Genomic DNA, 16,622 nt, shown 5'->3' with positions numbered 1-16,622 from the left:
GGCCGACGCGCTCGAAGGCGCATCAGCCGATCGGCCGATGCGCCCGTACGACCCCCGGGAGGCCGCTGTACGACCCCCGCGCGCGCGGAAACTCGGTGGGCAGTGTCAGTGGTGAACCGTAGGCTCGCTCCTGATGCCCACGACACCTGCCCCCGCCCCGGATCTCGCGCCGGAACCCGCCCCGGACGCCGCGCCGGCCGCTGCGGAACACGTTCCGGCCCCTGCCGGGAAGCGTTCCACCGTACGCGCGCTGCTGCGGCTGTGGCCCTATGTGCGGCCGGTGCGCGCTCGGTTGGGGACGGCCGCGGTCATCGCGATCCTCGCCTCCTGCGTGGCGCTGGTGATCCCACTCGTCCTGAAGTGGATGGTGGACGGCCCGGTCGCCGACGGCGATCCGGCGGGCGTGTGGCTCGGGGCGCTGTACCTGCTGCTGCTCGGCGTCGCGGAGGCCCTGCTGTTCGGCTTGCGGCGGTGGCTGGTGGCCCGGCCGCTCGCGGGTGTCGAGGCGGGCATGCGGGCGGACCTCTACCGGCACCTGCAGCGGCTGCCGGTGGCGTTCCACGACCGCTGGGCGTCGGGGCAGTTGCTGTCGCGCGGCACGACCGACCTGATGCTGCTCCGTATGTTCCTCGCCTTCCCGTTGACGTTCCTGCTGGTCAACGGAGTGACGATTCTGGTCGGCGTGGGCATCATGCTGGTCCAGGACTGGACGCTGGGCCTGGTCGTCCTCGTACCCGCAATTCCCGTGATGGTCGTCTGCGGGATCTTCGAGCGGAAGTACTCCGCGGTGGCGCGGCGCGCGCAGGACCAGGTCGGGGACCTGACGACCGTGGTCGAGGAGAGCGTGCTCGGCATCCGGATCGTCAAGGGCTTCGGCCGGCACCGCAGCCAGGCCCGCGCCTTCCACGCGTTGTCGCACCGGCTGCGGGGCACGGAGCTGCGCAAGGCACGGCTGCTGGCGTCCATCTGGGCGGTGATCGTGACGCTGCCGGAGCTGGCGATCGGGGCGGCGCTGGTGGTCGGCGCGGTACGGGTCGCCGACGGAACGCTGTCGGCGGGGACGCTGGTGGCGTTCCTGTCCACGGCGCTGGCGCTGCGGTGGCCCGTGGAGTCCATCGGCTTCCTGCTGGCGATGAGCCAGGAGGCGGCGACGGCCACGGACCGGTACTTCGAGGTGATGGACGCGGAGGTCGAGTCGCCGGGGAACGGCTCGTGCGGCCCGGCGGAGCGGGGGCCCGCAGCCGAGCGGACTGACGGACTCCGGTTCGAGAACGTCCGGTTCCGTTATCCCGACGCGCCTCCCGGCTCCCCGCCCCTGCTGACGGACGTCGACCTGCACATCCGTTCCGGCGAGTCCATGGCCCTGGTCGGAGCCACCGGCAGCGGGAAGACGACGCTCACCGCGCTCGTCCCGCGCCTGCACGAGGTGACCGGGGGCCGGATCACGCTGGACGGCGAGGACATCACCGCCCTGTCCCGCGAGGAGCTGCGCGCCATGGTCGCCGTCGCCTTCGAGGAGCCCACCCTCTTCTCGGCGAGCGTCGGCGAGAACGTACTGATGGGCGCCGGTGAAGGCGCCGGCACCGAGGAGCTGGACCGGGCACTCGCCGTCGCCCAGGCCGGCTTCGCGCACGCGCTCCCCGAGGGCACCGGCACGCAGGTCGGCGAGCAGGGCCTGAGTCTGTCCGGCGGCCAGCGCCAACGCCTCGCGCTCGCGCGGGCGGTGGTCGGCAGGCCGAGGTTCCTGGTCCTGGACGACCCGCTGTCCGCGCTGGACGTGCACACGGAGGCCGCGGTGGAGGCCGCCCTGCGGCAGGTCCTCGCGGACACCACCGCGCTGATCGTCGCCCACCGCCCCTCCACCGTCCTGCTCGCCGACCGCGTCGCCCTGCTCTCCGGTGGCCGGATCGCCGCCGTGGGCACGCACCACGAACTGCTGCGCACCAGCGCCGAGTACGCCCGTCTGATGTCCGGGCTCGACGGGCACGAGGACGCCGCAGGTTTCCAGGAAGGGGACGGCCGATGACCGCGCCCACGGCCACCGCGCCGGAGAGGGACCAACCGGAGGAACCGGGCACCGGAGACCCGGCGACCGGCACCACCGCCGACGACGCCTTCGACCAGGACGTCCTGCCCAGTCCGCCGGGCGCGACCGGCGCGCTGCTGCGCTCCCTGCTCGCGCCCATGAAGCCCCGCGTCGCGCTCACCGTGCTGCTCCTGCTGCTCCAGCAGGCGGCGGTGCAGGCGGGTCCGCTGCTGGTGGCGTACGCCATCGACCATGCCGTGCCGACCCTGCGGGACGACGACCACGGTCCGCTGATCGCGGTCGGCGCCGGCTACCTGCTGTGCTCGCTGGCGGCGGGCGCGCTGCAGTACGGCTTCATCGCCGCCGCGGCCCGGGTCAGCCAGGACGTCCTGCTCGACCTGCGGGGCCGGATCTTCCGGCACGCGCAGGCGCTGAGCGTCGACTTCCACGAGCGCTACACCTCGGGCCGCCTCATCTCCCGTTCCACCACGGACGTGGAGTCCCTGCGCGAACTGCTCGACGAGGGCCTCCAGGAGCTGGTGACGGTCGTCCTGTCCTTCGTCTACATCGCCGCGCTGCTGCTCTGGCTGGACCTGGGGCTGGGCGCCGTCGCGGTGGCGTCGTTCGTGCCGCTGTACGCGCTGGTGCGGCTGTACCGGCGCCGGGCGGGGCGGGTGTACCGGCAGCGGTCCACGGCGATCGCGGCGGTGATCGTGAAGTTCGTGGAGACGATGAACGGCATCCGGCCGGTGCGCGCCTTCCGCCGGGAGGCCGCCAACGACGCCGACTTCGCGGTGCTGAACCGCCGCCACGAGCACACCAACGGCAACGCCCTGCTGGAGATGGCCCGTTACGTCACCGGCTCGCGGCTGGTCGCCAACACGGCCGTCGCCGGGATCGTGCTGTGGGGCGCCTACCGCGTCGCCGACGGCACGCTGGCCCTCGGCGTGCTGGCTGCGGCGGTGCTCTACCTGCGCCGCCTGTACGACCCGATCGACCGGCTCGGCATGTTCCTGAACTCCTACCAGTCGGCGGCGGCCTCCCTGGAGAAGATCGCCGGGCTGCTGGCCCAGACGCCGTCGGTGCCCGAGCCGACCGCGCCGAAGCAGCTGCCGCCGCCGGCGTCGGAGCACCCCGGCCGCGAGGTCGTCTTCGACTCGGTGAGCTTCGGGTACCGCACCGGCGGCGAGGTGCTGCCGCGCTTCGACCTGACCCTCCCGGCCGGGCAGACCGTCGCCGTCGTCGGTTCGACCGGCGCGGGCAAGTCGACGCTGGCCAAGCTGCTCGCCCGGTTCTACGACCCCTCCGCCGGGCGCGTCCTCCTGGACGGCACCGACCTGCGCGACCTGGCCGTACCGGAACTGCGGCGCGGGGTGGTGATGGTGACGCAGGAGGCGTTCCTGTTCTCCGGGACGGTCGCCGACAACATCGCCATCGGCCGCCCAGAGGCGACGCGGGAGGAGATCGAGCGGGCCGCGAAGGCGATCGGCGCCCACGACTTCGTCGCCGCCCTGCCCGACGGCTACGACACCGACGTACGCAAGCGGGGCGGGCGCATCTCCGCCGGTCAGCGGCAACTCGTGGCGTTCGCACGGGCGTTGCTCGCGGACCCGGCGGTGCTGATCCTGGACGAGGCGACCAGCTCGCTGGACGTCCCGGGGGAGCGGGCGGTGCAGCGGGCGATGACGACGGTGCTGAAGGGCCGTACGGCGGTGGTGATCGCGCACCGGCTGTCGACCGTGGAGATCGCCGACCGGGTGCTGGTGATGGAGCGGGGCCGGATCGTGGAGGACGGCACCCCGGACGAACTCGTCGCCGGTGCGGGCAGGTTCGCCGACCTGCACCGGGCCTGGCGGGACAGCCTGGCGTGAGGATCGACGCGTACGAGGACCCGGGCACACCGGAGACCCGGGGTGGCTGGCGGTACCTGGCGTGGCTGGTGTGGCGGCAGTGGCCGCGGTGCCTGGCGGGGGCGGTGCTCGCCAGTGTCTGGATGGTGCTGCTGGCGGCGACGCCGTATCTGATGGCCCGGGCCGTCGACCACGGCCTGGAGCCGGGGGACATGGGCGCGCTGGCCGGCTGGACGGGCGCCATGGTCGCCGTCGGCGGGGTCAACGCATGGCTGGGCATGGTGCGGCACCGCACGATGACGAAGGTGCGGATGGACGCCAACTTCCGCACGGTCAAGGTGGTCGTGGGGCACGCCGCGCGGCTCGGCGCGGCGCTGCGCGGCCAGGTGGGGACCGGCGAGGTCGTCACCATCGGCGTGGGCGACGTGCAGACCATCAGCACGTCCCTGACGGCCGTGGGGCCGGGTTTCGGGGCGGTCGTCGCCTACGCGGTGGTCGGCGCGCTGATGCTGTCGGTGTCGCCCCGGCTCGCCCTCGTGGTGCTGCTCGGGGTGCCCGCGCTCGCGGTGCTCCTCGGCCCGCTCATGGGCCGTCTGCAGGGCAGGGAGGCCGAGTACCGCGAGCGGCAGTCGGTGCTGACCGCCCGGATCGGCGACCTCGCGGGCGGGCTGCGGGTCCTGAACGGGCTGGGCGGCAAGAACCTGGTCGCGGACGCCTTCCGCCGGGACTCGGCCCGGCTGCGCGAGCAGGGCTACCGGGTCGGCGCGGTGACCAGCTGGATCCAGGCCCTCGGGGTGGGCCTGCCGGTGCTGTTCCTGGCCCTGGTGACCTGGCTGGGCGCCCGGCTGGCCGTGCAGGGGCACATCAGCGTGGGCGAACTGGTGTCGGTGTACGGCTATGTGGTCGCGCTGGGCTGGCCGGTGGCGTTCCTCATCGAGATGGGCCACCAGCTGAGCCGGGGCGTGGTGGCCGCCCGCCGCGTCGTCACGTTCCTGCGCCTGGAACCGGTCCCGGACGAGGGCACCCTGGACGCCCCCGCGGAGCCGTCGGTGCTGTACGACCCGGCCTCGGGGGTACGGATCGCCCCGGGCCGCCTGACCGTCCTCGTCACGTCCCGCCCGTCCGACGCCACCGAGGTACTGGACCGCCTGGGCCGCTACACCCCGTCGGACGCGACCTGGGGAGACGTCCCCCTGACCGACATCCCGCTCCCCCGGATCCGCTCCCGCATCCTGCTGGCGGACGCGGAGGCGGACATCTTCGCGGGCACCCTGAGCGAGGTGATCGGGGCTCACGGGAGGCACCCGAGGGGCGGTGGCGGTACCGATGTGCGGCTCCGCCGCGCGGGCGCGACCGGACACGACGATCCGGTACCCGCCCAACGGCCGACCGGGGCGGACGCGCAGGCGGAAGTCGCCGCCGCCCTCCACGCGGCCGCCGCCGAAGACATCGTCCGAGGCCTCGCCGGAGGACTCGAATCCCACGTCGCGGCCCAGGCCCGCGACCTCTCCGGCGGCCAGCGCCAGCGCATCCGCCTGGCCCGCGCCCTCCTGGCCGCCCCCGAAGTACTCCTCGCCGCGGAACCCACCTCCGCCCTGGACGCCCACACGGAGGCCACCGTGGCCGACCGCCTGCGGGAGGCCAGGAAGGGCCGGACGACCGTCCTGGCCGCCACCTCTCCGCTCCTGCTGGACCGCGCGGACGTCGTGCACCACCTGGTCGACGGCAAGGTCGCCGCCACCGGCACCCACCGCGAACTCCTGGACACCGAGCCGGAGTACCGCGCCCTGGTTGCCCGGGACGACGGAGGCGCCGGACACGACGGGGGCGACGGACACGACGGGGGCGGCAACGGAAACGACGGGCACGACAGGGGAGACGGAAGCGACAGGAACGACGCAGACGGCAACGACGCAGACGACAGGGACGGCCGCGAGGGCAGGGACCGCCGCGACGGCCGAACCGACAAGGCGGTCCGATGACCCAGCTGCCCGTCGCCGAGCCCGCCGACGTCCGCCGCGCGGCGGCCGGCCTCGTACGCGCCGACCGGAGGTCCTTCGCCGCCGTCCTCGGGCTCAACGCGCTGGCCGCCGGGGCGGGGCTCGCGGGGCCGTGGCTGCTGGGCCGGATCATCGACGAGGTGCGCGCCGGGGGCGGGGCCGGCGCCGTGGACCGGATGGCGCTGGCCATCCTGCTGTGCTCGCTGGCCCAACTGCTGCTGTCCCGCTGGGCGCGCTTCGTGGGGCACCGTTTCGGGGAGCGGACGCTCGCCCGGGTACGGGAGCGGTACGTGGACCGGGCGCTGGCCCTGCCCGCGTCCGTGGTCGAGCGGGCCGGGACCGGCGACCTGACGACGCGCGGCACCGCCGACGTGACCACGGTCGGTACGACGCTGCGCGACGCCGGCCCCGAGCTGCTGGTCAACTCCGTGCAGGCGGTGTTCCTCACCGGCGCGGTGTTCGTGCTCGACCCGCTGCTCGGCCTGGTCGGCGTGCTGGGCCTGACACCGGCCTGGCTGGCGTTGCGCTGGTACCTGCGCCGGGCGCGGTCGGGCTACCTCGCCGAGGGCGCGGCCGGCTCGGAGGTCGCGGAGAGCCTGTCCGCCACGGTGGCGGGGGCCCGCACGGTCGAGGCGTTCGGGCTGGCGGGCCGGCGGGTGGCGACGAGCCGGGAGGCGCTGGAGGTCTCGCGGCGCGCCCGCATGCGCACCCTGTTCCTGCGCAGCGTGTTCCTCCCCGCGGTGGACATCTCGTACGTGCTCCCCGTGGCGGGCGTGCTGCTGTCCGGCGGGTTCCTGCACGCGCACGGGTCGGTGAGCCTCGGGGCGGTGGTGTCCTGCGCGGTGTACCTCCAGCAGCTGTCCGGACCGCTCGACGAGGTGCTGATGCGGATCGAGCAGCTCCAGGCCGGTGCCGCCTCCTTCGCCCGGGCGGAGGGCCTGGCGGCGGCGCCGCGGGCGGCGGTGGAAGACTCGGCCGTCCCGGCGGACGACCGCATCGACGTGTCGGGGGTGCGGTACGCCTACGAGCGGGGCGGCGAGGTGCTGCGCGGGGTGGACCTGACCGTGCGGCCGGGCGAACGGCTGGCGGTCGTCGGCCCTTCCGGGGCGGGCAAGACGACGCTGAGCCGGCTGCTGGCCGGTGTGGACGCGCCCACGGAGGGTTCGGTGACGGTGGGCGGGGTGCCCGTGGTCGCCCTGGGACCGGAACGGCTGCGCCGTCAGGTGGTGCTGGTCACCCAGGAGCACCACGTGTTCCTGGGTACGGTCCGTGACAACCTCCTGATCGCCGAACCGGAGGCGACGGACGACGCGTTGTGGGCGGCACTGGCCGCCGTGGGCGCCGAGAAGTGGGTGCGGTCACTGCCCGACGGCCTCGGCACCGGGCTGGGGCCGGCTCAGGACGCGTACTCCACCGACGGTCCTCAGGCCCAGCAACTCGCGCTGGCCCGCGTGGTGCTCGCCGATCCGCACACGCTGATCCTGGACGAGGCCACCGCCCTGCTCGACCCGACCACGGCCCGGCAGACCGAGCAGGCGCTCGCCGCCGTGCTCCGGGGACGTACGGTCATCGCCATCGCCCACCGCCTGCACACGGCACACGACGCCGACCGGGTGGCGGTGATGGAGGACGGCCTGCTGACCGAACTCGGCACGCACGACGAGCTGGTGACGTCGGGCGGGGCCTACGCGGCACTGTGGGGATCGTGGCACGGAGAGCCGTCGGCGCACGGAGACCCGTCCGCACACGGAAAGCTGTCCGCGCGCGGAGAGCCGCCGACCGGAACGGCGGCCGGAGCCGAGGCGTCTCCGGCCGGGGACGGGGCAGGACCGGCCGGGGACCGGGGCGGCGAAGATTCCGTTTATCGGAAGTGAACGCCCGGTCAACGAACCATTTCCGGCCAACTTGCTGACGCGCTCCTGACAAGTAGCGCTTTCTCCTGCCACTCTTCCGTCGGCCCCTTCACAGCGCCCCCACAGTTCCCTCACGAGCGCCGTGCGGCGGCCGGCTCATCGCACGTGGTTTCTGCGTACCGCACAGCTCCGCCCGGCCGGCCACCCGCCGGCCGGTCTCCCCAGGCCGCGCGACCCGCGGCCGCGCAGAAGGAGTCACCGTTGAGCAGCATCCCTCCCCACAGACGCACGTCCCGCACCACCCCCCGCACCACCGCCCGCCGGTCCATGCACCGGCGTGCCGCGGCCGTCGCGCTGGCCGGTGTCGCCGCGCTGATCGCCACGGCGGTCCAGTCCGGCGCCGCCACCGCGGCCCCCGGGCCGTCCCCCGCGAAGGGCACCGAGCAGGTCGGACTCACCCCGGCCCAGCGCGCCGCACTGCTCCGCGAGGCCGACGCGGCCACGGCGCGGACCGCCGACGACCTGGGCCTCGGCGCCAAGGAGAAGCTGGTCGTCCGCGACGTGGTCAAGGACCGCGACGGCACCCTGCACACGCGGTACGAACGCACCTACGACGGCCTGCCCGTGCTCGGCGGCGACCTCGTGGTGACCGGCGACGGCACCAGGACCGGAGAGGTCGTCAAGGCCACGGAGAAGGCCATCAGGCCCGCCACCGTGACGCCGAGGATCTCCGCCGCCAAGGCCGAGGCGCAGGCCGTGGCCGCCGCGAAGAGCGCCGGTGCCGAGCAGCCCGGCGCCGACCGTGCCCCGCGCAAGGTCGTCTGGGCGGCGAGCGGCACACCGGTCCTGGCGTACGAGACGGTCGTGGGCGGCCTCCAGGAGGACGGCACCCCGAACGAACTGCACGTCGTCACCGACGCCGCCACCGGCGCCAAGCTCTACGAGTACCAGGGCATCGAGAACGGCACCGGCCACACCCTGTACAGCGGGACCGTGACACTGGGCACCGCGCGGTCCGGGTCGTCGTACACGCTGACCGACACCGCGCGCGGCAACCACAAGACGTACAACCTGAACGGCGGTTCGTCCGGCACCGGTTCGCTGTTCACCGACGCCGACGACGTGTGGGGCGACGGCAGCGCCTCCGACCCGCAGACCGCCGCCGCCGACGCCCACTACGGAGCGGCGCTGACCTGGGACTACTACAAGGAGGTGCACGGCCGTTCGGGCATCCGCGGGGACGGCGCGGCCGCGTACAGCCGGGTCCACTACGGCAACAACTACGTCAACGCCTTCTGGTCGGACAGCTGCTTCTGCATGACGTACGGCGACGGCAGCGGCAACTCCAACCCCCTCACCGCGATCGACGTGGCCGGGCACGAGATGACGCACGGCGTCACCTCGCACACCGCGGGCCTCAACTACAGCGGCGAGTCCGGCGGCCTCAACGAGGCCACCTCCGACATCTTCGGGACCTCGGTCGAGTTCTACGCGGACAACCCCTCCGACGTCGGCGACTACCTCATCGGCGAGGAGATCGACATCAACGGCGACGGCACGCCGCTGCGTTACATGGACGAGCCCAGCAAGGACGGCGCGTCCAAGGACTACTGGTACTCGGGGATCGGCGGGGTGGACGTCCACTACTCGTCCGGTCCTGCCAACCACTTCTTCTACCTGCTGAGCGAGGGCAGCGGCACCAGGACCGTCAACGGTGTCACCTACGACTCGCCCACCTCGGACGGCCTCCCGGTCACCGGCATCGGCCGCGCCAAGGCGGAGAAGATCTGGTTCCGCGCGCTGACCACCAAGTTCACGTCGACGACCAACTACGCGGGCGCCCGCACCGGCACCCTCGCGGCGGCCGGTGAGCTGTACGGCACGGACAGCGCCGAGTACACGGCGGTGCAGAACGCGTGGGCGGGCATCAACGTCGGCGCGCGGCCCGGTGACGGCGGCGGCGGTGACGGCACGACCTTCGAGAGCACCGCGGACGTGGACATCCCCGACTACGGGCCGGCGGTGACCTCGTCCCTCACGGTCTCGGGCCGCACCGGCAACGCGCCGGGCAACCTCCGGGTGGGCGTGGACATCGTGCACACCTGGCGCGGCGACCTGCGCATCGACCTGATCGCCCCGGACGGCACGGCGTACCGCCTGAAGAACAGCGGCTACGACCCGGTGGCGGACGTGCACGAGACCTACACGGTCGACGCCTCCTCCGAAGCGGCGAACGGCACCTGGAAGCTGCGCGTCCAGGACCAGGGCCCGGCGGACACCGGCCGCCTCGACGCCTGGCGGCTGACCTTCCCGTAGGCCGGCCGACGGGCGTGCCGCCCAAGTCGGGGCGCCGTCCCGGAGGTTCGACTCCTCCGGGGCGGCGCCCTCTCCATGTCCGCCGGTTTTTTGCCAGCTGATTGCCCCCGTCTTGTTGGCACTTGACCGAGGTCACGCGTCTTCACATTCCCGCAACACCCGCCCCGGCATCGGTTTTCGGCCAACATCATCACGCCCTCCTGACATGTACGCGGCTTCGATGTCACTCTTCCGTCACCAACCGCACAACTTCGCAGCGACCGGCCGGGCCCCCACACACCGGCCGGACCCCCCACCGAAGGAGTCTGTGTGTCCTCCCACTTCGCGCGTCGCAAGCGCACCCCACTGGTCCTCGCCACCGCGGTCGCGGCCGGGGCGATGCTCACCACCGGCCTGACCGCCGGCAACGCCGCCGCCGACGCCGCCGCGCCGACCGCGCTCCCGGGCGCCCCCGTCACGCTGTCGGGCAGCGCCCGCACCGCGCTCATACAGGAGCAGCAGGACACGGCGACCGCCACGGCGCAGGAGATAGGCCTCGGCGCCAAGGAGAAGCTGGTCGTCAAGGACGTGGTCAAGGACCGCGACGGCGCCGTGCACACTCGCTACGAGCGCACCTACGACGGCCTGCCCGTGCTCGGCGGCGACCTGGTCGTGCACAAGACCGGGGCCGGCGCCACCAGAGGCGTCACCAAGGCGACGAAGGCCGCCATCGAGGTCGCCACCGTCACACCGAAGGTCAAGGCGGCCAAGGCCGAGCAGCAGGCGCTGTCCGCCGCCGAGGACGCCGGTTCGTCGAAGGCCGCGGCCGACTCCGCGCCCCGCAAGGTGATCTGGGCGGGCGACGGCAAGCCCGTCCTCGCCTACGAGACCGTCGTCGGCGGCCTCCAGGACGACGGCACCCCGAACGAACTGCACGTCGTCACCGACGCCGCCACCGGCGCCAAGCTCTACGAGTACCAGGGCATCGAGAACGGCGCCGGCAAGAGCCTGTACTCGGGCGAGGTCGAGATCGGCACCACGCAGTCGGGCTCCGGGTACGAGATGCACGACACCGAGCGGGGCGGCCACAAGACGTACAACCTGGCCCGTGCGACCGACGGCACCGGCACGCTGTTCACCGACGACGACGACACCTGGGGCACCGGCGAGGCCTCCAGCGACCCCGAGGACCAGACCGCCGCCGTCGACGCCGCCTACGGCGCCCAGGTCACCTGGGACTTCTACAAGGAGAGCTTCGGGCGCAGCGGCATCAAGAACGACGGCGAGGCCGCCTACTCCCGCGTCCACTACGGCGACGACTACGTCAACGCCTTCTGGTCGGACGCCTGCTTCTGCATGACGTACGGCGACGGCACGGACAACTCCAACCCGCTCACCTCGCTGGACGTGGCCGGGCACGAGATGAGCCACGGCGTCACCTCCCACACCGCGGGCCTCGAGTACAGCGGCGAGTCCGGCGGCCTCAACGAGGCCACCTCCGACATCTTCGGCACCGGCGTGGAGTACTTCGCGAACAGCTCCGTCGACAAGGGCGACTACCTCATCGGCGAGCAGATCGACATCAACGGCGACGGCACGCCGCTGCGTTACATGGACGAGCCCAGCAAGGACGGCGCGTCCAAGGACTACTGGGAATCCGGCCTCGGCGACGTCGACGTGCACTACTCCTCGGGCCCGGCCAACCACTTCTTCTTCCTGCTGGCCGAGGGCAGCGGGGCCCGGACGGTCGACGGGGTGGAGTACGACTCGCCGACCTCCGACGGCTCCACCGTCGACGGCATCGGCCGCGACAAGGCCCTGCAGATCTGGTACAAGGCGCTGACCGCGTACATGACGTCGACGACCGACTACGCGGGCGCCCGCGAGGCGACCCTGAGCGCTGCCTCGGACCTGTACGGCGAGGACAGCACGGAGTACGAGACGGTCGGCGCGGCCTGGACCGCGATCAACGTGGGCTGACCGATCGACGTGAGCCGACCGCGGGCCACAGCGGCGGCAACACGGCGGGCGACACCCGGAACCAGCGGTTCCCGGGTGTCGCCCTAGTCTTGGTGCCCATGTCCTTCACGTACGACGACGTCGGCGCCACGCGCGAGCAGGGGCACTGCCCGCCCGGCTTCCGCCCCATGAACGTACGCACCCGCCTCGGGGAGGGCGAACCGGTGTTCCAGCGGGCGGTCGAGGCCCTGCTCACCTGGGAGATGCACCGGGAGCTGGGCGTAGGCATCGAAGCGGACGCCAAGCGTGCCGCCCCCGGTGTCGACGTCACCGTCACCCTCGCCGGGATGATCAAGGCGCCCTGCCGGGTGGTGTGGACCCTGGAGGAGCGCCGCCGGGCCGGCTGGGCCTACGGCACACTGCACGGCCACCCCGAGTCCGGCGAGGAGGCCTTCGTGGTGGACCGCACGGGTGACGGCACGGTCTGGCTGACCGTGCACGCCTTCAGCCGTCCCGCCAAGTGGTACGCCAAGGCCGGCGGTCCGGCGACCCGCGCCTTCCAGCACGCCTACGCCCGACGCTGCGGCACGGTGCTGCGGCGGCTGAGCGGCGGCGACGAGGAGGACTGAGCCCGCCCGGCCCGCACGGACTTCCGCCGCCTCCCCGCCGTCGCCCGGCGCTCACCGCATCAGCAGCCCCGCCCCCTGCACCAGGTCGTCCGACGGGACCGCCACCAGCCCCGTCTCCGCGCCGGAGGCCAGCAGCCGGTGCGCGGGCAGGACGCGGACCGTGTAGCCGAAGGGGCCGGTGCGGTCCAGGGCGAGCGGGCCCTCGTACAGCCAGCGCCCCTCCAGGTCGGGCCCGCCCACCGGTTTCAGCGGCGCCTTCGACGCGTCGGTGATCCGGTCCTCGGAGTCCACCCGGCCGGAGACCGCCTGCACCTCCACGTCCTCCGGCGCGAGCTCGCCGAGGTTCACCCGCACCCGCAGCGCGAGCGAGCTGCCGAGTTCGGCGCTGGCGCCGGCGGCGGACGTCTCCACGTGGTCGACGCTGACGCCGTGCCAGGCGCCCCGCACCCGGGACTTCCACTCGGCGAGCGAACGGGCGGCGGCCGGGTCCATCGCGCGGTGCGCGTCGGCGGCCGGGACGTAGAGCCGCTCGACGTACTCGCGGACCATGCGGCCCGCCAGCACCTTCGGGCCGAGCAGGCTGAGGGTCCGGCGGACCATCTCGATCCACCGGTCGGGCAGCCCGCCCGCACCCCGCTCGTAGAAACGCGGGGTGATCCGCTGCTCCAGGAGGTCGTAGAGGGCGGCGGCCTCTATGGCGTCGCGCCGGTCGGGGTCGGTGCCCGCGCCGTCGGCGGTGGGGATCGCCCAGCCGAAGTCGGGCCGGTACCACTCGTCCCACCAGCCGTCCAGGACCGACAGGTTGAGGCAGCCGTTGAGCGCCGCCTTCATGCCGCTGGTGCCGCAGGCCTCCAGGGGCCGCAGCGGGTTGTTCAGCCAGATGTCGCAGCCCGTGTAGAGCTTCTGCGCCATGGCCATGCCGTAGTCCGGCAGGAACACGATGCGGTGGCGCACCCGTGCGTCGTCCGCGAACCGCACCAGCTCCTGCACCAGCCGCTTGCCGCCGTCGTCCGCCGGGTGCGCCTTGCCGGCGACGACGATCTGGACCGGCCGCTCGGCGTGCAGCAGCAGCTCCGTCAGCCGGTCCCGGTCGCGCAGCATCAGCGTGAGGCGCTTGTACGACGGGACGCGCCGCGCGAAGCCGATGGTGAGCACGTCCGGGTCGAGGACGTCGTCGATCCAGCCCAGCTCGGCCGTCCCGGCGCCGCGCTGCCGCCAGGAGGCGCGCAGCCGCTCGCGCACCTCCTCGACGAGCTGTTCGCGCAGGGTGCGGCGCAGCTCCCAGATGTCCTGGTCGGGGATGTCGGCGACCGAGTCCCAGCGGTCCGAGCCGCCGACGCTCAGCGCGTCCTCGGCCCGCTGCACGCCGATCTGCCGGGCACCGAGCCGGAACACCTCGGGCGCCACCCAGGTCGGGGCGTGCACGCCGTTGGTGACGGAGGTGATGGGCACCTCCTCGGCGTCGAATCCGGGCCACAGCCCGGCGAACATCTGGCGGCTGACGCCGCCGTGCAGCAGGGAGACGCCGTTGGCGCGCTGGGCCAGACGCAGTCCCATGACGGCCATGTTGAAGAGGTTCGGCTCGCCGCCCGGGTAGGTCTCCATGCCGAGCCTGAGGACGCGTTCGACGTCGATGCGCGGGAGTTCGGAGTCGGGGCCGAAGTGGCGGGCGACCAGCTCGCGGTCGAAGCGGTCGATGCCGGCCGGGACCGGGGTGTGGGTGGTGAAGACGGTCCCGGCCCGGACCGCCTCAAGGGCCGGGCCGAACTCCATGCCCTCGTCGCAGAGTTCGGCGATGCGTTCCAGACCGAGGAAACCGGCGTGGCCCTCGTTGGTGTGGAACACCTCCGGCGCGGCGTGGCCGGTGAGCCGGCAGTACGTCCGTACCGCCCGGACACCTCCTATGCCGAGGAGCATCTCCTGGAGGAGCCGGTGTTCGCTGCCGCCGCCGTAGAGCCGGTCGGTGACGCCGCGTTCGCCGGGGTCGTTCTCCTCGACGTCCGAGTCGAGCAGGAGCAGCGGCACCCGGCCGACCTGGGCCAGCCAGACACGGGCCCGCAGCTCCCGGCCGCCGGGCAGCGCGAGGGCGACGTGGGCGGGGGTGCCGTCGGTCTCCCTGAGGGGCGCCAGCGGCAGCTCGTGGGGGTCGAGGACGGGGTAGTGCTCCTGCTGCCAGCCGTCCCGCGAGAGGGACTGGCGGAAGTAGCCGTGGCGGTAGAGCAGGCCCACGCCGACGAGCGGCACGCCCAGGTCGCTGGCCGCCTTCAGGTGGTCGCCGGCCAGGATGCCGAGACCCCCGGAGTACTGGGGCAGGGCGGCGGTGATGCCGAACTCGGGCGAGAAGTAGGCGACGGCGGCGGGCAGTCGGCCCGGCTGGGCCTGGTACCAGCGGTCGCCGGTCAGGTAGTGGTCGAGGTCGTCGGCCACCGCGGTCAGCCGGCGCAGGAAGCGCCGGTCCTCGGCCAGCTCCGCGAGACGCGCGGGCGGCACGGTGCCGAGCAGCCGTACGGGGTCGCGGCCGGACTCGGCCCAGCGCCCCGCGTCGACGGACTGGAACAGGTCGCGGGTCTCCGGGTGCCAGGACCAGCGCAGATTGCGGGCCAGATCACTGAGCGGCCGCAGGGGGTCGGGGAGATGGGGACGGACGGTCAGTCGACGGATCGCCTTCACCCGCACGACGTTACCGGTGCGATGTGTCCGTCGCCGGGGCCTTCGCCCCCAGACCTCCGATTCGGCCTGAACGGGTTCCTCCCCTTTCGCCGGACGGGCTAACGCGTGCGGCGTGTCGATATGGCCGGATCTTTCCCCCTCGGTCGTCTTGTGGCACTTCGGGTCGCACGGAAAGCTGCACATGTCGCGAAGAACGCTGATTGCGGGAGCGGCTTGCGGGAAGGCGACGGACATGGTTGCCGTGCGTGTCGACATACTCACGAGTAGTCAACACCGTGCCGGATTGCCCACCGGAAGAGAGTGGGAAGGCTCCTGCGGTACGCATCGCACGCGCACCGCAGGACCCATCTCCCCAGAGTCATCCGCCCACCCACGTTGACGCGGACAGGAGCGGTCATGCCCGTCACACGCCACTCGCCGGCCTCCCCCGAAGTTCCGGACTCCCCGGGTTCCCCGGCCCTTCCCGCGGGCGGTGCCACCGCCGTCGGGCGCATCCCCGTACTGGACGTCCGCCCGGTCGTCCAGCGGGGGCGCCGGCCCGCGAAGGCGGTGACGGGCGAGTCGTTCGAGGTCTCCGCCACCGTGTTCCGCGAGGGGCACGACGCGGTCGCCGCCAACGTCGTCCTGAGAGACCCTCGGGGACGGCCCGGCCCCTGGACGCCGATGCGGGAACTGGCCCCGGGCACCGACCGCTGGGGAGCCACCGTCACCGCGGGCGAGCCCGGACGGTGGTCGTACACCGTGGAGGCGTGGAGTGATCCGGTCACCACGTGGCGGCGGCACGCGCGGATCAAGATCCCGGCGGGGATGGACACGGACCTGGTCCTCGAGGAGGGCGCCCGGCTGTACGAGCGGGCCGCCGCGGACGTGCCCGGCGGGGCGGACCGGCGGGAGGTGCTGGCCGCCGTGGACGCGCTGCGGGACGACGGCAGGCCGGCCGCCTCGCGGCTGGCGGGGGCGTTGACGCCGCAGGTGGACGCGGTCCTGGCCCGCCACCCCCTGCGGGAACTGGTCACCTCCTCCGACCCCCTGCCCCTCCTCGTCGAACGCGAACGCGCCCTCTACGGCGCCTGGTACGAATTCTTCCCCCGCTCCGAAGGGATGGACACGGACCTGGTCCTCGAGGAGGGCGCCCGGCTGTACGAGCGGGCCGCCGCGGACGTGCCCGGCGGGGCGGACCGGCGGGAGGTGCTGGCCGCCGTGGACGCGCTGCGGGACGACGGCAGGCCGGCCGCCTCGCGGCTGGCGGGGGCGTTGACGCCGCAGGTGGACGCGGTCCTGGCCCGCCACCCCCTGCGGGAACTGGTCACCTCCTCCGACCCCCTGCCCCTCCTCGTCGA

9 protein-coding genes are annotated in these 16,622 nt (G+C 73.4%); 8 read left to right on the top strand and 1 reads right to left on the bottom strand.

The genetic code is table 11. The features are described from left to right. Positions 1-133 precede the first annotated feature (133 nt). From HZS56_RS16770 to HZS56_RS16740, 7 genes are all read left to right on the top strand, one after another. The gene (locus HZS56_RS16770; protein WP_216721498.1) at positions 134-2,026 is read left to right on the top strand and encodes an ABC transporter ATP-binding protein; all 1,893 of its coding nucleotides are present in this window, start codon (positions 134-136) and stop codon (positions 2,024-2,026) included. Beyond that, positions 2,023-3,897: an ABC transporter ATP-binding protein gene (locus tag HZS56_RS16765; RefSeq protein WP_216721497.1), complete on the top strand. Its 1,875-nt coding sequence runs from the start codon at positions 2,023-2,025 to the stop codon at positions 3,895-3,897. The genes HZS56_RS16770 and HZS56_RS16765 overlap by 4 nt, the downstream gene beginning before the upstream one ends. Continuing rightward, positions 3,894-5,858 (top strand): ABC transporter transmembrane domain-containing protein, encoded by a 1,965-nt coding sequence (locus tag HZS56_RS16760; protein ID WP_216721496.1) that lies wholly within the window; start codon positions 3,894-3,896, stop codon positions 5,856-5,858. The genes HZS56_RS16765 and HZS56_RS16760 overlap by 4 nt, the downstream gene beginning before the upstream one ends. After that, complete coding sequence (locus tag HZS56_RS16755; RefSeq protein ID WP_216721495.1) at positions 5,855-7,750, top strand: ABC transporter ATP-binding protein; 1,896 nt, start codon at positions 5,855-5,857, stop codon at positions 7,748-7,750. Before HZS56_RS16760 ends, HZS56_RS16755 begins: the two co-directional genes overlap by 4 nt. A gap of 240 nt (positions 7,751-7,990) precedes the next feature. Next, positions 7,991-10,045: a M4 family metallopeptidase gene (locus HZS56_RS16750; protein WP_301543039.1), complete on the top strand. Its 2,055-nt coding sequence runs from the start codon at positions 7,991-7,993 to the stop codon at positions 10,043-10,045. Positions 10,046-10,354: 309 nt separating this feature from the next. Continuing rightward, positions 10,355-12,004, top strand: coding sequence for a M4 family metallopeptidase (locus HZS56_RS16745; RefSeq protein WP_216721494.1), 1,650 nt, complete (start codon positions 10,355-10,357; stop codon positions 12,002-12,004). 98 nt (positions 12,005-12,102) lie between these two features. Continuing rightward, positions 12,103-12,612 (top strand): DUF1990 domain-containing protein, encoded by a 510-nt coding sequence (locus HZS56_RS16740; protein ID WP_216721493.1) that lies wholly within the window; start codon positions 12,103-12,105, stop codon positions 12,610-12,612. Between the two features lie 51 nt (positions 12,613-12,663). Here HZS56_RS16740 and HZS56_RS16735 read toward each other — a convergent pair whose 3' ends face one another. Beyond that, entirely contained in the window at positions 12,664-15,282 is a 2,619-nt protein-coding gene (locus HZS56_RS16735; protein ID WP_216721492.1) for a glycosyltransferase family 1 protein, read from the bottom strand. Positions 15,283-15,678: 396 nt separating this feature from the next. Here HZS56_RS16735 and HZS56_RS16730 point away from each other — a divergent pair. After that, positions 15,679-16,622: maltotransferase domain-containing protein (locus tag HZS56_RS16730; RefSeq protein WP_216721491.1), on the top strand; the 944-nt coding region annotated here is incomplete at its 3' end.

It is taken from the genome of Streptomyces mayonensis (assembly GCF_018982965.1).
Taxonomy (GTDB): Bacteria; Actinomycetota; Actinomycetes; order Streptomycetales; family Streptomycetaceae; genus Streptomyces; species Streptomyces mayonensis.
The sequence above is the reverse complement of the archived record's forward strand: the minus strand, read 5'-3'. Positions and strand labels throughout refer to the sequence as shown.